This window comes from Agarivorans sp. 1_MG-2023 (genome assembly GCF_030548385.1).
Classification (GTDB): domain Bacteria; phylum Pseudomonadota; class Gammaproteobacteria; order Enterobacterales; family Celerinatantimonadaceae; genus Agarivorans.
The window spans coordinates 70,388-92,557 of sequence record NZ_JAUOSJ010000014.1 but is presented as its reverse complement, the minus strand read 5'-3'; the positions used below and the strand labels follow the sequence as shown (position 1 = coordinate 92,557).

At 45.3% G+C, this 22,170-nt stretch carries 23 protein-coding genes; 7 read left to right on the top strand and 16 right to left on the bottom strand.

Going from position 1 to position 22,170, the window contains the following annotated elements; translation table 11 throughout:
• Positions 1-90 precede the first annotated feature (90 nt).
• Positions 91-1,161 carry a TRAP transporter substrate-binding protein gene (locus Q4592_RS18210; RefSeq protein ID WP_303515848.1) on the top strand — a complete coding sequence of 357 codons (1,071 nt, stop codon included), beginning with the start codon at positions 91-93 and terminating at the stop codon, positions 1,159-1,161.
• A 63-nt stretch (positions 1,162-1,224) separates the two neighbouring features.
• On the opposite strand, the gene Q4592_RS18205 is transcribed toward Q4592_RS18210, so the two are convergent.
• The 10 genes from Q4592_RS18205 to soxR all read right to left on the bottom strand — a co-directional run bounded on the left by Q4592_RS18205 (position 1,225) and on the right by soxR (position 13,133).
• Positions 1,225-2,175 (bottom strand): NADPH:quinone reductase, encoded by a 951-nt coding sequence (locus Q4592_RS18205; protein ID WP_303515846.1) that lies wholly within the window; start codon positions 2,173-2,175, stop codon positions 1,225-1,227.
• 847 nt (positions 2,176-3,022) lie between these two features.
• Positions 3,023-3,616: a DNA-3-methyladenine glycosylase I gene (locus Q4592_RS18200; protein ID WP_303515844.1), complete on the bottom strand. Its 594-nt coding sequence runs from the start codon at positions 3,614-3,616 to the stop codon at positions 3,023-3,025.
• Positions 3,617-3,642: 26 nt separating this feature from the next.
• Complete coding sequence (locus Q4592_RS18195; RefSeq protein WP_303515842.1) at positions 3,643-5,238, bottom strand: succinylglutamate desuccinylase/aspartoacylase family protein; 1,596 nt, start codon at positions 5,236-5,238, stop codon at positions 3,643-3,645.
• Positions 5,239-5,316: 78 nt separating this feature from the next.
• On the bottom strand, positions 5,317-6,525 hold the full coding sequence (locus tag Q4592_RS18190) for a methyltransferase (protein WP_303515839.1): 1,209 nt from the start codon (positions 6,523-6,525) through the stop codon (positions 5,317-5,319).
• Between the two features lie 3 nt (positions 6,526-6,528).
• Positions 6,529-7,125: a YitT family protein gene (locus tag Q4592_RS18185; protein ID WP_137673813.1), complete on the bottom strand. Its 597-nt coding sequence runs from the start codon at positions 7,123-7,125 to the stop codon at positions 6,529-6,531.
• Positions 7,126-7,282: 157 nt separating this feature from the next.
• Positions 7,283-8,572, bottom strand: a complete 1,290-nt coding sequence (purD, locus tag Q4592_RS18180) for a phosphoribosylamine--glycine ligase (protein ID WP_303515836.1) — start codon at positions 8,570-8,572, stop codon at positions 7,283-7,285.
• An 85-nt stretch (positions 8,573-8,657) separates the two neighbouring features.
• Entirely contained in the window at positions 8,658-10,250 is a 1,593-nt protein-coding gene (gene purH / locus Q4592_RS18175) for a bifunctional phosphoribosylaminoimidazolecarboxamide formyltransferase/IMP cyclohydrolase (protein WP_303515833.1), read from the bottom strand.
• Positions 10,251-10,520: 270 nt separating this feature from the next.
• The gene (locus Q4592_RS18170) at positions 10,521-12,356 is read right to left on the bottom strand and encodes a diguanylate cyclase (RefSeq protein WP_303515830.1); all 1,836 of its coding nucleotides are present in this window, start codon (positions 12,354-12,356) and stop codon (positions 10,521-10,523) included.
• Positions 12,357-12,423: 67 nt separating this feature from the next.
• Positions 12,424-12,600 (bottom strand): DUF6435 family protein, encoded by a 177-nt coding sequence (locus Q4592_RS18165; protein ID WP_137673817.1) that lies wholly within the window; start codon positions 12,598-12,600, stop codon positions 12,424-12,426.
• Between the two features lie 71 nt (positions 12,601-12,671).
• The gene (gene soxR, locus Q4592_RS18160) at positions 12,672-13,133 is read right to left on the bottom strand and encodes a redox-sensitive transcriptional activator SoxR (RefSeq protein ID WP_303515827.1); all 462 of its coding nucleotides are present in this window, start codon (positions 13,131-13,133) and stop codon (positions 12,672-12,674) included.
• A 118-nt stretch (positions 13,134-13,251) separates the two neighbouring features.
• Here soxR and Q4592_RS18155 point away from each other — a divergent pair, with 118 nt between their 5' ends.
• The 3 genes from Q4592_RS18155 to Q4592_RS18145 all read left to right on the top strand — a co-directional run bounded on the left by Q4592_RS18155 (position 13,252) and on the right by Q4592_RS18145 (position 15,225).
• Positions 13,252-13,668 (top strand): VOC family protein, encoded by a 417-nt coding sequence (locus tag Q4592_RS18155; protein WP_303515825.1) that lies wholly within the window; start codon positions 13,252-13,254, stop codon positions 13,666-13,668.
• A 116-nt stretch (positions 13,669-13,784) separates the two neighbouring features.
• Positions 13,785-14,192: a Zn(2+)-responsive transcriptional regulator gene (zntR, locus tag Q4592_RS18150; RefSeq protein ID WP_303515823.1), complete on the top strand. Its 408-nt coding sequence runs from the start codon at positions 13,785-13,787 to the stop codon at positions 14,190-14,192.
• Positions 14,176-15,225 (top strand): SO_0444 family Cu/Zn efflux transporter, encoded by a 1,050-nt coding sequence (locus Q4592_RS18145; protein WP_368509305.1) that lies wholly within the window; start codon positions 14,176-14,178, stop codon positions 15,223-15,225. Before zntR ends, Q4592_RS18145 begins: the two co-directional genes overlap by 17 nt.
• An 11-nt stretch (positions 15,226-15,236) precedes the next feature.
• On the opposite strand, the gene Q4592_RS18140 is transcribed toward Q4592_RS18145, so the two are convergent.
• Complete coding sequence (locus Q4592_RS18140; protein ID WP_303515820.1) at positions 15,237-15,644, bottom strand: META domain-containing protein; 408 nt, start codon at positions 15,642-15,644, stop codon at positions 15,237-15,239.
• 242 nt (positions 15,645-15,886) lie between these two features.
• On the opposite strand from Q4592_RS18140, the gene udp reads away from it, so the two are divergent.
• Positions 15,887-16,654, top strand: coding sequence for a uridine phosphorylase (udp, locus tag Q4592_RS18135; RefSeq protein ID WP_303515817.1), 768 nt, complete (start codon positions 15,887-15,889; stop codon positions 16,652-16,654).
• A gap of 324 nt (positions 16,655-16,978) precedes the next feature.
• Positions 16,979-17,437, top strand: coding sequence for a hypothetical protein (locus Q4592_RS18130; protein WP_303515815.1), 459 nt, complete (start codon positions 16,979-16,981; stop codon positions 17,435-17,437).
• Between the two features lie 80 nt (positions 17,438-17,517).
• Here the strand turns inward: Q4592_RS18130 and fis are convergent, their stop codons facing one another.
• The 5 genes from fis to Q4592_RS18105 all read right to left on the bottom strand — a co-directional run bounded on the left by fis (position 17,518) and on the right by Q4592_RS18105 (position 20,868).
• Positions 17,518-17,817, bottom strand: coding sequence for a DNA-binding transcriptional regulator Fis (gene fis, locus Q4592_RS18125; protein WP_016402072.1), 300 nt, complete (start codon positions 17,815-17,817; stop codon positions 17,518-17,520).
• Positions 17,818-17,852: 35 nt separating this feature from the next.
• Positions 17,853-18,809 (bottom strand): tRNA dihydrouridine synthase DusB, encoded by a 957-nt coding sequence (gene dusB, locus Q4592_RS18120; RefSeq protein ID WP_303515807.1) that lies wholly within the window; start codon positions 18,807-18,809, stop codon positions 17,853-17,855.
• Between the two features lie 163 nt (positions 18,810-18,972).
• Positions 18,973-19,851 (bottom strand): 50S ribosomal protein L11 methyltransferase, encoded by an 879-nt coding sequence (gene prmA / locus Q4592_RS18115; protein WP_303515805.1) that lies wholly within the window; start codon positions 19,849-19,851, stop codon positions 18,973-18,975.
• Positions 19,852-19,940: 89 nt separating this feature from the next.
• Positions 19,941-20,321, bottom strand: coding sequence for a hypothetical protein (locus tag Q4592_RS18110; protein ID WP_137673826.1), 381 nt, complete (start codon positions 20,319-20,321; stop codon positions 19,941-19,943).
• Positions 20,322-20,397: 76 nt separating this feature from the next.
• A complete protein-coding gene (locus tag Q4592_RS18105) occupies positions 20,398-20,868 on the bottom strand; it encodes a hypothetical protein (protein WP_303515801.1) in 471 nt (156 codons plus the stop codon).
• A 249-nt stretch (positions 20,869-21,117) separates the two neighbouring features.
• Here Q4592_RS18105 and Q4592_RS18100 point away from each other — a divergent pair, with 249 nt between their 5' ends.
• Positions 21,118-22,146, top strand: coding sequence for an MBL fold metallo-hydrolase (locus tag Q4592_RS18100; RefSeq protein WP_303515799.1), 1,029 nt, complete (start codon positions 21,118-21,120; stop codon positions 22,144-22,146).
• Positions 22,147-22,170 lie beyond the last annotated feature (24 nt).

Below are 22,170 nucleotides of genomic sequence, written 5' to 3'. Positions count from 1 at the left end.
TATTCTGTTAATGCATGCTAGTTGGCATTAGCTTTAGGCATTACACAACATAATAAAAAAGACCTGTAACCTACATATAAGGATATACCAATGAGAAAGGGATTGCTGTGCTTTGCAGCATTGCTTACCAGCTGCTTAAGCTTGAGCGCTGTGGCTGCTGAAGGAAAAGTGTACAAACTTAAACTGGCGGAGTCTTGGCCGACCAAATTTCCTTTACTAGATACTGGCGTTCAGCGCTTTGCAAAAATGGCTGAGGAAATGTCAGACGGTCGATTACAAATTCGGGTTGATTCTGCAAACAAACACAAGGCCGCTCTGGGTGTATTTGACTTGGTGAAAAGTGGTCAATACGACATGGGGCACTCAGCCTCCTACTATTATAAAGGCAAAGTGCCTAACACCATGTTTTTCACTACTATGCCATTTGGTATGACAGCCATGGAGCAGCATGCTTGGTATGCATATGGTGGTGGTAAAGAGTTAATGGCCAAAGTTTACGAACCCCACAATTTGCTCACTTATCCTGGTGGTAATACCGGTGTGCAAATGGGCGGTTGGTTTCGTAATGAAATTAACAGTGTTGAAGACCTAAAAAATCTCAAAATGCGCATTCCTGGTTTTGCTGGGGAAGTGCTGGCTAAACTAGGAGCAACACCGGTTAATATTCCTCCTGCCGAGTTGTATACAGCCTTAGAGCGAAATACCATTGATGCCTTGGAATGGGTGGGGCCTTCATTAGACTTACGCATGGGTTTTCATAAAATTGCACCTTATTACTACACCGGTTGGCATGAGCCTGGCTCAGAAAACATGTTCTTAATTAATAAGAAGAAGTTTGCAAAGCTGCCAAAAGATCTACAAGTGATATTGGAAACAGCAATGCGCGCAACAGCTTTTGATATTTACGTTGAAGCGACCGCCATGAGTACCAACAACTGGGCAACTATGCTGCAAGAGTACCCAGATATTAAAGTGCGCACTTTTCCTAAAGAAGTATTAGCAGCGCTTAAAAAAGCCAATGATGAGTTGTTGGCTGAGCACGCCACGCGTGACCCACTCGCTAAAGAGATTATTGAGTCACAGCAGGCATTCACTAAAAAAGCCCGCGCTTATACTTTAATTTCTGATTATGGCTACTTAGAAAGTACCAAAGATCTCTAAGCCGCCAAGGCTTTATAAAAAAAGCGGCTTCGGCCGCTTTTTGTTTAGCCATTAACTGATTGGCTAACCCACGTTGATCACTACATTACCGGTGGCGCCGGCTTGCATAACTGCATGATGGGCGTCGGTGGTATCAGCCAAGGCAAAACGCTTGGCAATAACAGGGTTTACAAAGCCCGCTTCGGCCCCTGCATAAATAGCAGCATGAATTTGCTGTAATTGCTGCGGAGTTGCATTGGCTAACGCCATCCCCATGATGCAGGCATCTCTAGCCATTAAGTCTCTAGGGTTTATTTCAACGCTGCCACGGCTACCAATAACCACCACTCTGCCACCTTTATTAAGCAAGGGCAGGTCATCGCCTAAGTTTTGATTCGCCAGCATCTCTAGTACAACGTCTACCTTGCCAGCTTGCTGAAGTGCTTGGTAATGCTCGGGGAGGTGATGGTTGGCGACTACATCCGCACCTTGTTGCTTCAATAGGGCTAAACCAGCATCGCTTCCTGCTGTAGCAAATACCCTGCAACCAGCGGCTTTGGCAAGTTGAATTGCTGCTAAACCTACGCCGCCACTGGCCCCATGAATCAGTACCGTTTCTGCAGCTTGGCTATTGGCTCTTATAAACAATGCGCGCCAAGCGGTGGCGTAAGGTGTGCCTAAACAAGCACCCTGCTCGAAGCTCAAGTTGTTCGGTAATGGATAAACGTGATTTGGGCTGGCTAAGCACAGTTCGGCGCTAGCGCCACTTAGCGTGCCTGCGCAATAAACTCGTTGGCCTAGTTCAAAGCCTTCCACGTTTTCCCCTAAACCAATAATCGTGCCTGCAGCATCCTTACCGGGAGTGTGTGGGAAGTTAGCCGTGTAGTTGTTAGTGCCTGCCACAATATAGGTGTCAACTGGGTTTACGCCAGCAGCGGCGACCTTGATTAAGATTTGTTGATCGTCGGCCACTAAATCAGGACGTTGATTGAGCTTAAGTTGATCACCATGGAACTCTGCTTGGATCGTTTTCATTAAATTGCTTCCAACCTATGTGAAAAATCTAGATTTAGTCAGCATAACCCAAAAAAGCCGGATGAAAATCCAGCAAATTTCAACACTGTGATCCTTTTTAAGAATTTAAAATGACCATTTTCGACAAAAGACAAATTTTGAAACTGTAATGAAAATGTTTTCAAAGGCTGTTTTGGTAATAAAATTACCAAAAATTAAATTTAATAACATTAAAATTAATTTTCATAATACTAAGTGTGCGGTATGTCGCATAAAATTAAAACCGTAGAAGAAAGTTACTAACAAGAAGCAGCAAGCAGGCGTTATTTACTTTCACATTTAACTAAAACCAATAGGTGGAAATATTATGGAATTATTCGGTTTATATTACGCACTTCGCGCAAAAAACTTTAACAACGAACAAACTGCAGCTCAACGTAGCCGTTAATACAGTTAATTAAATTAGAGGAACAAGATTATGTACGAACTTTTTGGATTAGTAGCCCTTAACTACTTTGGTAAAAACAAAACTGAAGAACAAAAACTTCAAGAACGTAGCCGTTAATTTTACACTAAATAGAGAGAGAATGATTATGATGGATTTTATGGGTTGGGTTGCACTAAGCTACTTACAAAACAAAAAAACTGAAGAACAACGCATTGCTGAATTAAGCCGTTAATTTCAGAACTGCAGTAACAACAGAACAAGCAAGAAAAGAACAAGTAACACAGTAATAACGATGTAATCGCCGATCAGGCGAAAAGCGTTCCTCACACTCACTGAGGAAGCTAATACTCCAAAGCGTTACCCTCTAGAAAGAAACTCTTAAACAGACATCTACCTTTTGTAACTTTTAATGCCTCCTGATTACACTCGAGCTAACTCGACACAGTCTTGATAGACATGACAGCCTACAACGTGGTCGTTGATCATCCCTACAGCTTGCATAAAGGCGTAGCAAATAGTTGGGCCAACAAAGCTAAACCCCGCTTTTTTTAATGCTTTAGACATAGCTTGAGATTCGAGACTTTCGGTAGGAATATCTTTTGAACTAGCATGTTGATTAACAATGGTTTTTCCGCCAACAAAACTCCAAATGTAGTCACTAAACGTGCCACCTTGCGCTTCAATGGCTAAGTAGCCTTTTGCATTTTTTACTATTGAGTTGATCTTAAGCTTGTTACGCACGATCCCTTTGTTTTGCATTAATCGTTCGCAGTCTTGCTGATCGAATAGGGCAATTTTCTGAGGTTGAAACTGGGCAAAAGCTTGATAGTAGTTTTGTTGTTTTCGCAAGATAGTAATCCACGACAAGCCCGCTTGTTGACCGTCTAAACACAGCTTGGCAAATAGCTCTACAGAGTCATAAACTGGACGCCCCCACGTTTGGTCGTGGTAGTGCTGGTAGTCTTCATCGTCGCCGCACCATTGGCAGCGAACCGGCAGTGTTGTTTTAGTCACCTTGCAAATCCTCTTAATGGTTTTGTTTAATGGCTTTCATTGAGTGGGTCAATTGATTGTATAGTTACGCTCTGGGTTTCCCCGCTCGTCGCGTTAGAGCTTTCGGCGGGGGGCTCTTCCTCGCTGGGCAGTGCCGGCTCTATTGCGCCCTCAGAGTCTGTTGCTGAATCTGTTTCGTTATCTGCTTGTTCGTCATTGACGGCGTCTTCAGCTTTAGGGATACCCATTTGCTCGGCGTTTTTCTCAACCACTTTTTTCTTAATTTGCTCGCCTTGCTGTTCGAGATCTTCAATGCTTCGCTGCTCGCCTAAGTTGTAGACAGCGTAACCGGCACTCACAAACTGATCTTGGGCTCGGCCTAATACCATGGCATTAAATGGAGCATTAATAAGTTCCACCTCTTCAGTAATGGGGTTACTAATCTCACCCAATAACTGACCTTTTTTGACCTTTTGTCCAAGGCTGACTTTGTTAATTAAGATCCCGCCTTGGCGAGAACGGATCCACTCAGAGGCGTAAAATACTGGCTGAGGTGATGACCAAAAAAATGAACGAGGCAGCATTTCAATGGCACTTAAATAGCTGCGCAGCGCCTTAGCCCCAGTTTCTACAAGTTTCACATCAACCGTAAATGGGCCGCCCACTTCCATGACTACCGCAGGAATACCTGCAGCAGTAGAAGCACCACGTAAACTGCCGGGAGGGGCGATGCTTTGCAGTACGGGAATTGCGCCAAAATGACTGGCTAATTCAGATACGGCTGGCAGGGTAATATCAGCGCGTAACTGGCTTACGTTTTCTCGGTACATAGAGCCAGAGTGTAGGTCGATAACACTATCACAGTGACGAATGATGCTAGTGAACAAACTATGGGCCACTCGAGAAGCGGTAGAGCCGTTAGGATCACCAGGGAACGCTCGGTTAAGGTCGCGACGATCAGACATGTAGCGATCTTTACGCCACAAGCCGTCAATGTTAACCACTGGCACCGAAATAATGGTGCCTTTGAGATCTTCTGATTTTAAGTTTTGCACTACCCGGCGCGCAATCTCTACGCCGTTTACTTCATCGCCATGAATCGCTGCCGTTAAACATACTCTAGGACCGGGCTCTTTACCGTGAATAACCACTACTGGGGTGGCGAGTTCAAAACCACCAGGTAAGTGACCAGAATACCAATCTAGAGTTGCAGTGCTGTTAGGGCTAAGTTCGGTATTCAGTAAAGTTAAAGGGCCCCAAACGGGTTCTTGAGCCGCTTCGTCGATGGCGGTTTCTACATCTTCCTTGGCTGGCGTATTTTTGCCCACAACAATAGGAATAATTGGCTTAGGTTGATCGGGCAGTTCTAGCGCTTCGCTAGTCTTAGCGCTTAGCGCATCATTGTTGGTGCTTGTGTTATCTGTGCCTGCGCTATCAATATCAGCGTTGTTGACCGGGCTGCTTGAGTCTTGCGTTTGTTCTGATGACGGGGCGGCTTGCTTGAGCTCGGCAGGTTCACTAAGGTCGGCTTGTTCCACTTCCGATAGCTTTGGATTCATCACCTCTTCATATTGATCTTCTTGCTCTGTAGCAAAGGCAGTAAAACTGAAACACAACAAAACAAACAAAACACAACGTGACATAGCGTCTCCAATTAAAACAAATGGTTTGGCACTAAAGCAATGCGAACAGCAAATGCAGCAACAGTGATTAAAGCAGGTTTAGGCTAGTGCTGCTTGTATTAATACATTACGTGGACTGGTTTGGAAGTGGAAAAGTTCCGTTAATCCAACTTGATAACCGTGTTCTTGTAAAAACAGACTGCGATCTAGCAACAGCCAGTGTTCCATTATGGGCCTAAACAGGTGCTGTACCAACTCTATTTGTCGTACTAATAGGTGGCGTTGCTTACCCAAGCGCAAATAATGCTGCCAATCGAGATTGGCTGACGGGGTTAGTGAGTGTTGTTGGCAGGCCCAAAGAGCAAAATCATTAAACGGTTTACCTTGGGCAAACCAATGCTTCGCCACTGAAGGTAGCGCTTGGTAGTGAGTCTCTCCGCTGAGCGCTTCGCGTAAACATTGATAACTTAAACGCCAATGAATTTCTCTTTGGCGCAGTGTTTGTACTCGCTGTCCTGATGTGACGGATTGGGCGACCGCTAAACGCAAATCTTGTTTAGTTAAATGCAATACGCTTTGCTTAGCGCGAGCTGACAAGGCTTGATAGTGCTCGCCGGTAATTAGGTGGTAACAGCAGGGGCACAGGCTAAGCTCTTGGGTTTTACTTTGAACGGCTGAGCGCAACAGCTGTAAATGCAGTTCGCCACAGGCATGTAAGGCAACGGCATGTTGCTGGGGTTTTACATACTGGTGGGAGTCAGCGTTTAATACGTCACAGTGATGAAAATGTTGATCTACATTGAACTGCTTGGCGAGCTGTTCACCGTGTTCGCATAAGCTGGCTTGCCATTCCAAGCTAGTCACTGGCAGTTGGTGGTGAAAGCTAATCAGTCGACCAAGGTGCCCCTTACCTGCACACCATTCTAAAATGGGTAGTTTTGTATCGCTCAGTTGCTGACTAAAGGCTTGGATCTGCTCAGCTTTTCGCCCTTTAATACCAGTGTTAAACCAAAAGGGAGTAGACAAAGGCTGTTGTTTGGCTGGGGCAAGTGACCACTGCTCAAGGCATGGGCTTAACTCTGGGAAAAATTCAGCGAAGTGAGCAAGGGCTAACGCAGGCTCTAATTCCAGCTGGTTGATTTGGGTTTCGCTTAGGTTTTGTAAGCTATTTAGCAACCCTGGGTTGTGCCAAGGCAATTGCTGATGCTGAAAAGGGGTGAGCTGCCAGTAAGCTTGATACCTGCTTAGCAAGTGATCATGTTGACTAAATTGAGCGTGTAAAGCCTGTGGCGTTAGTGCTTGAAACATTGCTTAAGACAAGCCCTGGTAGCGGCCGCTTTTATGATTAAGGGCTATGACTATGTTTAAGGCGGCAGCGCCTGCAATAGACCATAGCAGCACGCTAAGTGGTACCAAAAAGTAAGATGCTGCCACAATGACAATGTCTAGCGCCATTTGCACGTGTCCGGCTCGAATATTAAAGCGCTTTTGTAGATATAGTGCCAGAATATTTACCCCACCTAAGCTGCCTTTATGGCGGATCAAAATAAGCATACCGGTACCAATTAAGAAACCACCTGCCACAGCGGCATAGGCGCGATTGAGCGCAGCGATATCAATCACAAGGTGCATGTAATCGGTAAACAAGGACACCAGCAATACACACGCTATAGTTCGAAAGGTGAAGGCGGCCCCCATTTTGACAAAGCCTAATACAAAAAAGGGTAGGTTAATAATTAAGAAGATTTGGCCAAAGGAGAGGTCTAAAAATTGGTTTGCGAGTAAGGCTAAACCAGCGGTACCTCCGGTGAGTAGCTGAGTCTCTTTAAAAAAGAATACCCCTAAAGCTACCATGGTGGTGCCAATTAACAAGGCTAATATATCTTCTAAAAGATTGTGCCGTTCCATTGAGCTTCCGTTATTAAATACTGACAGTGAATAATAGCATCGCCAGTCAGTGTTTGAGATAAATCGCTATATGAAATCATAGAAACAAAAAAAACCACCATGATTATTACTCATAGTGGTTTTATCTGTTTATGCTACAGGCCGCTTAGTGGCTAAATTAGCTTTTTTCGCGGGCAATCGCGCGGTAGCCAATATCGTTACGGTGGAACATGCCTTCCCACGATACCTTTTTCACTAAGTCATAAGCGTTTGCTTGTGCTTCGGTTACGGTGTTGCCTAATGCTGTGGCACATACAACCCGGCCACCATTAGTGACAATGTTACCGTCTTTATTGCTGGTGCCTGCGTGGAATACTTTTGCGCTAGCGCTTTCTTCGCTAAGGCTAGGCAGGGTGATTACGTCACCTTTAGGGTAAGAACCTGGGTAACCTGCTGCAGCAAGTACTACACCCATGGCAGGTCGAGCATCAAACTGAGCCGTTTGCGTATCTAGTTTGCCGTCTACCGCAGCTAAACATAACTCTACGATGTCTGATTGCATACGCATCATAATAGGCTGCGTTTCAGGGTCACCAAAGCGGCAGTTATACTCAATAATTTTTGGCGAACCATCGGCCATAATCATTAAACCAGCGTACAAGAAACCAGTGTATTCATTGTCTTCTGCAGTCATGCCTTTAACGGTAGGCATGATCACTTCATCCATAATGCGCTGGTGGATTTCTGGTGTAACCACTGGTGCGGGCGAATAAGCACCCATGCCGCCAGTATTTAAGCCGCTGTCACCGTCACCCACACGTTTGTGGTCTTGGCTAGTTGCCATGGCGAGTACATTTTTACCATCAACCATTACGATGAAGCTGGCTTCTTCGCCATCTAAAAACTCTTCGATAACTACACGTGAACCGGCTTCACCAAAGGCGTTGTCAGCTAACATATCTTCAATGGCGGCAATGGCTTCAGCTTCGGTCATGGCAACAATTACGCCTTTACCTGCTGCTAAGCCATCAGCTTTTACTACAATTGGCGCACCTTGCTCTTTTACGTAAGCAATCGCAGGCGCTACTTCAGTAAAGGTTTGGTAGTAACCGGTAGGAATATCGTGACGCGCTAAGAAATCTTTAGTGAATGACTTAGAGCCCTCAAGTTGAGCCGCTTTTTCAGTAGGGCCAAAGATTTTAAGGCCTGCCGCTCTAAAGGCATCTACCACACCAATTACCAGTGGCGCTTCTGGGCCAACAATGGTCAGTTCAACCTGGTTTTGCTGCGCAAAGCTAAGTAAGCCGGCAATGTCTTCTACACCAATGGCTACGTTTTCTAGCTTAGGCTCAAGCGCAGAACCTGCGTTACCTGGGGCAACAAATACTTTTTCAACTGAAGGAGATTGCGCAGCCTTCCATGCTAGAGCATGCTCGCGGCCACCGCCGCCAATCACAAGTACGTTCATGTTTGTCTATCCAATACTGAGTAAACGGGGCTTGGCGCACCAAGCCAAAATACAAAACAGCCAGCGCAGGGCTGGCTGTTGGTTTCTAGTGGTAGAAGTGGCGCATGCCAGTGAATACCATGGCCATGCCATGTTCATCGGCTGCGGCAATCACTTCATCATCACGCATTGAACCACCAGGCTGAATTACACAGGTAATACCTGCTTCGGCTGCTGCGTCGATACCATCGCGGAACGGGAAGAAGGCGTCTGATGCCATTACACTTCCGGCTACTTCTAGGTTTTCGTCGGCCGCTTTAATGCCAGCAATTTTGGCACTGTAAACGCGGCTCATTTGGCCTGCGCCAACACCAATGGTCATGTTGCCTTTAGCATATACAATCGCGTTAGATTTAACGTATTTTGCTACTTTCCAGCAGAATAGTGCATCGCGCAACTCTTCTTCACTCGGTTGGCGCTTGCTTACTACGCTTAAGTCGCTTGGGTTTACCATGCCTTGGTCACGGTCTTGAACTAACAAACCGCCGTTTACACGCTTAAGCTGTAAACCAGTGGTTTTAGTAGACCATTCGCCACACTCTAACAAACGTACGTTTTTCTTAGCGGCAACAATTTGTGCTGCGGCTTTAGAGATTGCAGGAGCAATAATCACTTCAACAAACTGACGAGAAACAATCGCTTCAGCGGTATCTGCATCTAACTCGCGGTTAAAGGCAATAATGCCGCCAAATGCAGAGGTAGGGTCGGTTTGGTAAGCACGTTCGTAAGCCTGTTGAATGTTATCGCCTAGCGCCACACCACAAGGGTTAGCGTGTTTTACGATGACACAACAAGGTTGGTTAAATTCTTTTACACACTCTAGTGCAGCATCGGTATCGGCAATGTTGTTAAACGACAAGGCTTTACCTTGTAGTTGAGTGGCAGTAGATACTGACGCTTCTTCAATGTTGTTTTCTACGTAAAAAGCAGCTGCTTGGTGGCTGTTTTCGCCATAGCGCATGTCTTGCTTCTTAGTGAATTGGCTATTGAAGGTACGTGGGAATTTGCTTTCTTCGTCGCCTTCTTTGTTGTCGCCATAGCTTGGTACCATGGTACCGAAGTAGTTAGCGATCATGCCGTCGTATGCAGCAGTATGCTCAAAAGCGGCAATGGCTAAGTCAAAGCGTGTTGCATGTGCGAGTGACTTATCGTTGCTCGCCATTTCAGCTAATACGCGATCGTAGTCAGAAGCATTTACCACAATGGTTACGTCTTTGTGGTTTTTAGCCGCGCTGCGCACCATGGTAGGGCCGCCGATGTCGATGTTTTCAACCGCATCTTCAAGGCTACAATCTGGGTTAGCAACTGTGGCTGCAAATGGGTATAGGTTTACTACTACCATATCGATAGCGTTGATGCCGTGAGTTTCCATCACTTCATCATCGGTACCACGTCGACCTAGTATGCCACCATGTACTTTTGGGTGAAGGGTCTTAACACGTCCATCCATCATTTCAGGAAAGCCGGTGTAGTTAGAAACTTCAATCACTTCAATGCCGTTTTCGGCAAGTAGTTTAGCGGTGCCACCAGTAGACAAGATCTCTACGCCTTGTTGGGCTAAAGATCGAGAAAATTCGATGATGCCTGTTTTATCTGAAACACTGATCAGTGCACGTCGAATTGGTCGAGCGTTTTCCATTGGAGTTTTATCCTCATTAGCAGTTATATGCGCTAGCGGTACAAGTTGCCCGAAAAATAAACAACTTAGGTTTGAGGCGCGCATTTTACAGTAAAAGTGTGAAGAATGCGCCGTTTTTAGCTGAATAATCTTGGGAATTGACACCAACTGGGTGACTAAAAGCGCAGAAAGTACTATGAACACAAGCCGTTAACTGGGCTTTGTTGACCGCTTGGTGATAAAAATAGGCCTTAAAGGCGGAGTTGAGGCTGGCCTTAGACTTTTTGTTCGTTAACCCGATTTGGTGGTTTGCTGGGTATTTGCTTGCTGCTTGGCGGCAATAGGTAGCTTAAAGCTGTAACTGTTTCGGCCATTTTGCTTGCTGTTATATAAGGCTTGATCAGACAAGCTAATGATTTCTTCAAGGCCGATATCGGCACTTTCTGCAATAGACACTCCCACGCTAATAGTGACATGAGATAAGCTTTCCACTCGGGTGAACTTATGGGGTATTTGTTGCTGGTTTATTGATTTAATTAGGCGGTTAGCCGCGTACTCGGCATAGTCGTAATCACTATTACTAAGAATGGCGATGAACTCTTCGCCGCCATAGCGGGCGATTAAATCACCGGGGCGTTTACAAATGCCGGTATCAATGAGGGCTTTGGCGACTTGCTCTAAACAAACATCACCTGCAGGGTGGCCGTAGTGATCGTTAAATTGTTTAAAGTGATCAATGTCTATCAGCATAATAGTAATTGGATAGCCGCCGCGCTGGGCGCGTCGCCATTCTTGTTCTAAAAACTCATCCGCGCAGCGGCGATTAGGGATCCCGGTGAGGCTATCGGTAATTGATTGTTTCTCTAGTTCTCGATAAGCGGTTCTTAACTCTTGTTGCGAGGCTTCTAAATCAGAGGTGCGCTCCCGTACTCGGTCTTCTAATACTAACTGAGCCTGGCGTAAGTTAAGCTTGGCGTTGCGTTGGCTAAAGTAGAGTAGAAAAAACAAACTGATTGCTACCGACACCGAACTAACAATGCCTAGTACCACAATGTTTCGCGTGCGTCCGTAGACTTCAAAGGCTTCAGCTTTGTCTATCTCGGTGGTTAAGCCAAAATCGTAGGTGGGTTGCCATGTCCAAGCGCCTACCACTGTTACACCTCGATAATCTGGATAACCTTCGGTGTTATAGCTGGTATTACCTTGAGTGGCACTTTGAGCCATAAAGGTGAGCGCTTTGAAGCTGCTATCGGTGCCGTTAGCTTGTGCTTTGGGGTCGGTAATATAGAGGTTATTAATTGCGCTTTGCCCCGGTTCCAAAATGCCAGAGCGATGTAACTCTTCATCAAATCTACTGGACGAGAGCATTAGGCCGTTACGATCAAAGGCATAGGTTTCTCCAGAGTCCCAAATTCGGCCGAGTTGGGTAATTCGGCTAAAGTGGTCAGCTTGATTCACGCTAATAATAAGCACCCCTTTAATTTGTTGCTGCTGGTCAATAACCGGTGCAGAGAAGTACATATTGTTGAGCTGTTTGGCTTTAGCTTGGTTAATGCCAGTAATAAAAATGGCTTCGCCTTCTAAAACCCGATTCATTTTAAGGTGTTCATATTCAAACAAAGGGTGCAGGGTATTGACTTGATTGTGCATATTCGAGTTAAGTATTCGCCCTTCTACATCGCTTAACCAGTAGGCATCGTCTTGATAGGTTTCCATCATTAAGGCAAAGCTTCGTTCTACGTTAGCTTCGGCACTAGCGAGTAACATAGAGGGGCTTTTAGGGTTGCTAAAAATTTCGGCAGACAGAGTAATACGTTCCGACTGAGCGGCATTACGTAGCTCTAACAAGCGGTGTTGGATCCAAATATGATGAGCTTCTTGAGTAGCCCTTAGCACGGTGCGCAAAGATTCTTTAACTTTAAGCTGAACCTCATCTTCGATATTCTCTAGCGCGGTAAATACAATGGCGAGAATAGCTAAACTGAAGAAGGCGACCATTGCGACCACGGTGCCTAATTTCACGAACTTGGGTTTGGAGTCTTGTTGATTGCTTAAAATATCTTTCACCAAGAGTACAAAGGTTGATTGATAATTAACCAGTATGGACGGGGTATCGTGTTGTCTCAACTTAATGGCTTAAAATAACTTTTACATCAATAACTTGCGCATAGGTTATTTAAGCCAGTTAAAGCTGCTATTTCACTTCAGTCTCTAGTTGCTCAATCTCTTTCCACAATTCGTCTGCATCGGCACTTAACATTGAGTAGGTCATAATGTCACCGCGCCGTTGCGCCAACATCGCTGATTCAAGCAAGGCATCGTACTTTTGGCGTTTGCGTTTGATAGGGTTGGGTTTCAGAAAACTAAACATAAACACTCCTTTGTTATTAATAAGAACGCATGGATTCAGTAAAAAGTTCTCTGTAAATCGATTATTTTTGGCTAGGTTTGTTCACTGCTGCGATTTAAGATCACTGGACCGGTGCCATGAGCGGCTAACTGATCGTCGGGGTTATACAGCGGGCAGCTGTTCATTGACAAGCAACCGCAACCAATACAACCGGTTAAGGAATCTCGCAGTCGAGTCATTGTCTCAATCCGTTGGTTTAAGTTTTCTCGCCACTGCTGAGAGAGCAGTTCCCAGTCATTTTTATTGGGTGTGCGGTTGTTTGGCAAACTGGCAAAAGCCGCTTTAATATCTGCCAGATTAATTCCCGTTTTTTGGGCCGCTTTAATTACCGATACTCTTCTTAGTATCTCTGGGTGGTAACGACGTTGATTACCTTGATTCCGCTGACTTTGAATCAAGCCTTTGGCCTCATAAAAGTGCAGGGTAGATACTTTTATGCCACAGCGTTTGGCCACTGCGCCTACCGACAAAGCGTGTTTGGCTTGTTGATTCATCTTGCTCTCCATTTTTTTCGAGTTTAGTAAAGAAAAAGCTTTACCTCAACTTAGCTTGAGGTTTTAAGGTGTTTACTAAGTCAATACTTAAGACGATTAAGCAATTACGGAGAAGCGTATGTATTTAGAACATATAAACCTAACAGTTAAAGACTTGGACCAAACGTTAGTTTTTTATAAAGCGGCATTTCCCCATTGGTGGGTGAGGGGGGAGGGCCAGCAAACGTGGTACGGCACTGAGCGGCGGTGGCTGCACTTTGGCGACGACAATCATTATCTCGCCTTTAACGACAATGGATATGGTGAAAATCGGCCTTTAGAGGGGAATCAATTAGGCGTGGCGCATTATGGATATGTAACGGCTGACCTAGATGCTGTGATTAGTCGCTTGCTGGCGGCAGGTTTTGAAATTCATCATGAAGGGGCGCAAAGTGCGCATCGGCGTAACGTGTATTTCCGCGACCCAAATGGCTTTGAAGTGGAGTTTGTAGAGTACTCATCAGACTTACCAAAAGAGCGAAACCTTTACCAATAGACTCCACCTACACCCATTTTAAAGGCCTGCTTGTCAGGCTTTTTTTGTTTCTTTGAAAAAATCCTTGACCCTATACCTAGCTACAGGGTTTATCATAGGTGTAGATGGAGGGTCGCATGTACAAAATTGGCGAATTAGCAAAACTCAGTGGTTTAACTGTGGAAGCGTTGCGCTTTTACGAGCGTAAGGGCTTGTTAGCGCCAGTAGCTCGTGGGGCGAATCAATACCGAATGTATAGCGAACAAGACCTGGCAAGGCTTGGTTTTATTCAGCGCGCCAAGCAAGCCGGGTTATCAATTAAAGATATCTTGGAGCTGCTTACCCTGCGCGAGCATGCTGAAACCTCTAGCTGTGGCGATGTAAGCAGTGTGGTAGCCCATAAGCTATATAAGGTGCAGGAACAATTGCTTCAACTACAAGCGTTTGAAGCCACCCTCAAAAAGCTGCATGACGAGTGCTGCGGCGGTGAAGAAAGTGCCACCTCTTGTTCAATATTAAAGGCCTTAGATGATGTTATTGAATAACTTTGTAAGTTTGTTTTTAAGTGCTGCTCCTTGGCTGTTTTTAGGTTTTGTTATTGCTGCTAGCTTGAAATTAGGCTTACCCAGCCGTTGGCTAGCGAAGCACTTAGGCAATAATAAGCCCAGTACTACCATTAAAGCGGCGTTTATTGGCGCCCCTTTGCCTTTGTGCTCTTGTGGGGTTATTCCCGCCGCCATGGGCCTGCGCCGAGCGGGCGCATCTAAAAGTGCCACCACCTCTTTCTTAATTGCCACACCGGAGACAGGTGTAGATTCAGTGGCAGTATCTTATGCCTTATTGGGGCCTGTAATGGCCATTGTTCGGCCCGTAGCTGCTATTACTAGTGCAATAGTGGCCGGTTTACTTGTGGGAAACAGCGAAGATAATAAGCCGGTTACTAGCGAAGTAAAAAGCTGCTGTAGCAAAAAAAACGCTAGCCAACAGCAGCAAGCAACTGCTGAGGTAAAGCTCAGCGTTAAACAAAAAATAAGCGCTTGGCTGAACAGCTTTGCCGAACTGGTGGGAGACAGCTATTTATGGCTATTGATCGGTTTGGTATTTGCCGCCTTGATTCAAACTTACTTGCCTGAGAGCTTTATGACCCGCTGGGGACAAGGCTGGATCACTATGTTAGTGATGGTGTTAGTTGGCGTGCCTATGTACATTTGCGCCACAGCATCAACGCCTATTGCCGCAGGTTTAATCATTGCTGGTATATCGCCAGGGGCGGCCTTGGTATTTATGCTGGCGGGACCGGCCACTAATGTTGCTACCTTAATGTTGGTTCGCCAAGAAATGGGAATGCGTGCGTTAGTCGCCTACTTAACTGGTGTTGTTGTTAGTGCAATGGCCTTTGGCTGGGGCTTAGATTGGGCAATTGGCCAATGGCACTGGCAAGTAAATCCGGTAGCTTGGCAAGAGCATCAGTTAGTGAATAGCTGGTGGGTGGTAAGTAGTAGTGTGGTTATTGCGATATTGATGTTACGCGCAGGACTTAATGATGCGCGGCAGCGCTGGGTGAGCACTGCCGCATAAGTTCATTATTATTAATTAGTTGGCACGCGCTTAAACATTGCACCGTTGTTTAAGCGCAAATTTTCGCCGTCACTCATTAGTGGTTCTTCTAACGCTTGAATGAACTCCATTTCAATCTTGTTCGCCATGTCGTCACACAACATGCGTGTCATGCCAATAGGCTGATTAACCATCAGCTGTTTGCCATTCCACTCAGCTTGGCCAAAAAAGTTATTACAACCCGTGGTGCCAGAAATTTTAAAGCCCTTATCGTTTTCTTCTAAGGTGAACGCTGGCAATTTAATGTCGGCAATGTTGTAAAAGTCACCGGTCATATACCAACGGCTATCTGCTAAATCCATGCTTGGCTCCGATTGATTACTGGCACAGCCGGTTAAGCCCAACGCGATTGTTAAACCCAAAATTAGCTGTTTATTCATGGTAGTTACCTCAAGTAAGCACAAAAACTATTTCAAGCTATTGTAGAACACAGAGAGAGTTAAAAGTTCGTTTACTGATAAAATTAATGTTTTTTTTAGGTGGTTTTAATATCAACACAAAAAGTAAATATCAGCCTAATTGGCACTAAGTTACCGCCAAATGCGAGATGTTTCACACTTATTGGACAGTTCTCGTCCTATGCTTCGCTCATCAATCATTGGACGAAATTAAGTAGGTAAACATGAATCAGCAAGCGAGTGTATTTCATTTAGGTTTGAACCCAGAAATGCTGAAAGGCGCCACGTTGGCCATCATTCCGGGTGATCCACAACGCGTAGAGCGTATTGCTTCATTATTGGAAGAGCCAGAATTTTTAGCCTCACAGCGTGAGTTTACCTCTTACCTTGGCAAGTTGAATGGCACACCTGTTGTAGTGTGTTCAACTGGTATTGGTGGTCCATCTACGTCAATCGCGGTAGAAGAATTAGCCCAGTTAGGTATTCGCACCTTTTTGCGTGTAGGCACTACTGGCGCTATTCAGCCGCACATTAATGTTGGTGACGTGATTGTTACCACGGCATCGGTTCGTTTAGACGGAGCCAGCAGCCATTTTGTTCCAATGCAATTCCCAGCAGTTGCCGATTTCTCCTGTATGCAGGCCTTAAACAGCGCGGCGCTAGACGCTAACGCGACTTGCCATGTCGGTGTAACTGCTTCAAGTGATACCTTTTACCCAGGACAAGAGCGTTACGACACGGTATCTGGCCGAGTAGTGAAAGCCTTTCAAGGCTCGATGGAAGAGTGGCAAGCTATGGGGGTGCTTAACTTTGAAATGGAAAGTGCCACCTTATTCACCATGTGTGCATCTCAAGGTTTAAAAGCCGGTTGTGTAGCGGGCGTTATAGTTAACCGTACTCAACAAGAAATTCCTGATGAAAGCTTGATGAAAAACACTGAGCATCAAGCAGTAAACATTGTAGTAGAAGCCGCACGTAAGATGCTTGGCTAACGATAAAATGCCAATACATGTTGTCTGATGTATTGGCGATCCTTTCCAAACATTTAGCCCAATCTCTCTTTAGGAGTGATTGGGCTTTTCTGTGTCAGAATCTGATAGGTGAATGATTGGGCAATCTCAACATGCAGTCCATCTCGCTAATACAAGTAGTCGAAGTCACTTAGCTAAACCCAGTATCGTGTTAGTCCGCTACAGCCTAAAATACGATCGCCCTCAAGTATTAGAAACTGCTCATTATTAATTTGACGATATTAAATATCACCAATGGTACTTTATCTATTGTTAAATTTGGCGCGTATCTTGATGGTGTTAATTATGAAAAAACGACTTATCGCAACTTCCTTGATCATGGCTTCAGCGACGGCAAGCGCAGATGTTTTAGTTCACAAAGATGCATTTGGTGAAGAGATTACTCATATCGCTACCATCGTCTCTCATGAGCGCAATATGTTGATCTTTGTTTGCTATCCCGAGGGTAACTATCAAGCAAATATGTATGGAAATCGCGCCTACCACGAACCTCGGATAGAACTTAGCACCAAGGTAAAATTAGCGGGTGGCGAAACCCTTGAGGGAATAGGCAGTGCAATCCGCAATAATCAAGGTGTTGCCTTAGATGTGCCATCTAGTGATAAGTTGTTGAAGAGTGGCAATGCGAGCTTATTTGCCCAAGGTATGATTCACGATGTCGAGTTTACTATAGATATCCCTCAGCCTCAGGTTGAAGAATTTAAAGCCACCTGCAGCCGTAAATTTGGTACCGAATTTAGCTAGCTCAGTGTGTAGCAGACACAAAAAAGCCAAAGTGAAATTAATTACTTTGGCTTTTTAATCAATATGTTATGAACAGGTGTTTAGTTCATACCGTATTTTTTTAACTTCTTGCGTAAAGTACCGCGGTTGATACCTAACATGATTGAAGCGCGAGTTTGGTTGCCACGCGTGTATTGCATAACTACGTCAAGCAACGGAGCTTCAACTTCAGATAGTACTAATTCGTACAATTCAGACACATCTTCGCCATTTAACTGTGCGAAGTAGTTGCGCAATGCTTGCTCAACAGAATCACGCAATGGACGTTCTTTCACTTCAGTACTCGTAGCACTGCTAGTCATAGTAGAAAGTGTGTTTGTGGTGGTATTTGAATCAAACATACTTGACGCTCTTTTTAATTAATTAATGATCACAACTATTCGAAAAACTGCTCAATCGCGGACGTTTGTGCCAGGGCTGATTCAAGCTGGTTAAACTGGCTACGAAACTCGTCCGTGTCCGCTAATTGCTTCAAGTACCACCCCACATGTTTGCGAGCGATACGTACCCCTTGGTACTCCCCGTAGTGTGAATACAGGTTGTCTAAGTGGTGAAGCATTACTTCCTTCACTTCTTCGGCCTGTGGTGAAGCAATATGCTCACCAGTGCTTAAGAAGTGATTAATTTCTCTGAAAAGCCAAGGGTTACCTTGGGCTCCTCGACCGATCATGATGGCGTCCGCTCCAGTGTAGGCCAGCACATGCTTGGCTTGCTCTGGGGTGGTGATATCACCATTAGCCACAATCGGTATTGAGACTTCTTGTTTTACTGCTTTGATAGTGTCGTACTCAGCCAAACCTTTATACATACATGCTCGCGTCCGACCATGAATGGCTAAAGCTTGAATGCCAGCCGTTTCTGCAAGCTTGGCAATATGCAAAGCATTGCGGTGTTCTGGCGACCATCCAGTTCTAATCTTTAAGGTCACAGGAACATCAACCGCCTGTACAACAGCATCAAGAATCTTTGCTACTAGTTCCGGTTGCTGTAATAGCGCCGAACCAGCCAGCTTTTTGTTTACCTTTTTCGCAGGACAACCCATATTGATATCGATGATTTGCGCGCCATTTGCCACATTATGTTGGGCGGCGAGAGCCATCAATTCTGGGTCAGCTCCAGCTATTTGAACACTGCGTATGCCGCATTCATCTAGGTGAACCATACGATTTAGCGATTTTTGGCTATTCCACACCCGAGGGTTACTGGACACCATCTCTGAAACCGTAAGCCCTGCGCCTAGTCGCCAACATAAGCGGCGAAAAGGTTGATCAGTAATGCCAGCCATAGGCGCTAGTATCACCGGATTGTCCAGTTTATAACTGCCTATATTCATGACTCGCGTTCTTCTCAATCTCAGGGCGGCGTAGTTTACGACTTTTTTAGCACGCTGGAAAGGCTATATTTTGAACATTTTTCAAAAAAAAAGCTGGATTTTTAGTGGAGGAATATGGCAGCAAACCCTTTGAGATAGGGTTTGCCCCACTTTTTAGGGTAACTTAGCGTTTTGTGCCGCTTAATCGACACCATTCTTGATCGAGAACAACCGGATCCATATCGCACTGTGATTGATAAGCATCCACAACGGTGGAACTTTGTTCTTCTAGAATGCCAGATAAGGCAATTAAACCTTGCGGTTTTAGGTAGGCGAGTATTACTTCTGCCAATTCTTTAAGTGGCCCTGCGAGAATATTGGCCACTACGATGTCGGCTTTAAAATCTGTTGGTTGGTCTTTGGGTAGATATAGCTCGAGTTTGTCGGCAACGCCATTTCGCTCGGCATTGTCACGGCTGGCAAGAATGGCTTGAGGGTCGATATCAATACCTACTACGCGTTCAGCGCCAAGCTTGATAGCGGCAATCGCTAAAATGCCGCTGCCACAGCCAAAGTCCACCACTGTTTTACCACTAAGGTCGAGCTGGTCTAGCCATTTTAAACATAGCGCTGTTGTGGGGTGAGTACCGGTACCAAAGGCAAGCCCAGGGTCGAGCATTACGTTTACTGCGCTTGGGTCGGGTACGTCGGTCCAGCTTGGGCAAATCCAAAGGCGCTTGCCAAACTGCATCGGGTGGAAGTCTTTCATCCACTCGCGTTCCCAGTCTTTATCTTCAAGTTGATCTAGCTTGTAGTTGCCATCGTCAATTATCAGCGCTTCGCGCAAGAACTCAAGAATAGGCGTCATATCGGTGGTGGCGTCGTAAAGGCCCTGTACGTCGGTATCACCCCATAACGGTGTTTCCCCTAATAAGGGCTCAAATACTGGTGTGTCGTGGCGGTCTAACAGGGTAACGGCTTGGCTACCGGTTTCCATTAGTATGTCGCCAATGGTCTCGGCAGTGTCTTTTGTGGCGTTAATTTTTAGCTGGATCCAAGGCATTGTCCGCTCCTCTAGAAGATTATGCGGCAAGTGTACTGGGTTAGATAAGGCTTAGCATTAAAAATATGCTAAGCCTTTAAGTGGCGGGTTTAACTGCTCGGGCTTAATCCGCGATGGCGGTATTTAGCACGCTTGTATAATAGCTGCAGGCCTCGGTAACAGGCCAACAGGGCAAGTACAATGGAAGGTGCATTGAACACCACGCTAACAATCACCACCGCTATGGCTAAATAGAGAAAAGGAATAAATTCGTATAGAGGCTCTGGGATCACCTTCCGTTTACGTAGAAAGGATTTTTTAAATTTGTCGTAACGACGGTAGTTAGACCTAAGCACCCACACTAAGGCTCCCATGGCAAATAAAATAGCCCCACCTACATGGGCTAACCAAGGCTCTAGAAACAACATGGAGCTGGTGCCTGCATACAAATATCCACTAGGTAGTAATTCGTATATCGCTTTCGGTAACATGGTTGCCTCCATTGCTCTTAACATTCCATTAACTTATTAAGCATAGACTCAATGAAGAAATTGACCAAATAGTCTACTAATCTACAGTGCGATGTTTAGATGATTGGGCTGCTGCAGTTGTGGTTTGCGCTTTTTGCCAAGCGTGTTGGCGGTATTTGTGCCGCAAATACAGCAGCGAACAGCCACGATACATGCATAACATAGCGATGCCGTAAGCCAGTAAAGTAGATTGGGTAGAGGCTAAGCTTAGTGCTACTGCGATAAAGAAGAAGGGCATAAATTCGTACAAGGATTCGGGAATGGTAAAGCGTTTGCGAGAGTGGACCACTTGATCGTGGCGCCTAAAGTTGGAACGCATCACCCATATAAGCGCGCCAAGGCAAAACAACAGCGCGCCGCCAGCTACACCTAAGTTTGAGTCTATCCATAATACAGAGCTAGACCCTGCGGCCAAATACAGGCTTGGCAATATTTCATATATTGGCTTAATGATCATGGTGTTACACGCTATTCCATTGTGTTTATCGGCTAAATTACCACTTCCCAAAGCATAACTTTGCTCTAACTAAGATGAACAAAGTGTAAGTCAAAATGAAGATTCTGCTTTTTTCCGTGAGATTAGCTTGCTTGTTTGCTGTAACAACTTGGTTACAGATTGAACGATATTTAGCCTTTAAGAAAGTAAACTTTATGGTTTACTTTGTTTGATTTAAATGTAAACTCCTCGGTGTAATTTGTAGAGGTAGAGATGTTGACAATTCGACGTACCGTAATGAGTTTTTGTTTGGGAGGATTAATGAGCACTTCGATAGCACCCGCACTGGCGGCAGACAACAGCATATTTAATACCACACAGCTTGATGGCAAGTATCAAAACAGCCAAGCAAGCCCTGCCAACAGCTCGGCATGGGGAATTTTATGGCGTTACGTGACTGAGCGTCGAGTAGATGCCACGCCGACCAAAGCTATTCCAGTGTTGCCATTAACTGCCGCTGCACTCGATGCCTTACCTGTAGAGCAAGATAGTGTGATTCGTTTCGGCCACTCTAGTGTTTACATGCTGGTGGGTGGGCAGCGATGGTTAATTGACCCGGTTTTCTCACAGCGTACTTCACCGTTTAGTTTTATTGGGCCAAAGCGCTTTCATCAGCCCCCGCTAAATCTTAATGAGCTAGATAATATTGATGGGGTATTGATCTCCCATGACCATTATGATCATTTAGACAAATACAGCATTGGCCTATTAAAAGACAAGGTTAAGCACTTTGTAGTACCTGAAGGTGTTGATCAGCATTTAATTGATTGGGGCGTAAAGCCTGAGCGCATTCAAAGCTTACGCTGGTGGCAATCTGCAGAATTTGGTGAGCTAAGCATCACTGCTACGCCAACTCAGCACTTCTCTGGGCGCGGATTATTCGATGGAAACCAAACCCTGTGGGCGTCGTATGTGATTGACTCTCCCCACAAACGGATCTTCTTTAGTGGTGATTCTGGGTATTTTGATGGTTTTAAGCAAATTGGTGAGCGCTTTGGTCCCTTTGATCTCACTATGATGGAAACTGGCGCTTATGATAAAGATTGGTCAGCGGTGCATATGACACCCGAACAAACGCTGCAGGCTCACCTCGATTTACGTGGCCAAGCCATGATGCCAGTACACAACGCTACTTTCGATTTGGCGTTTCATTCCTGGTACGAACCACTAGAACGCATTAGTGCGCTAAGCCAGCAAGCGGGTGTGGAGTTAGTGACACCCAAAATTGGTGAAGTTTTCAAAGTTGGTCAACACCAACCTACCGAAGCATGGTGGCGAGACTTAAAGTAAGTACTTGGATTTACGCCAATAAAA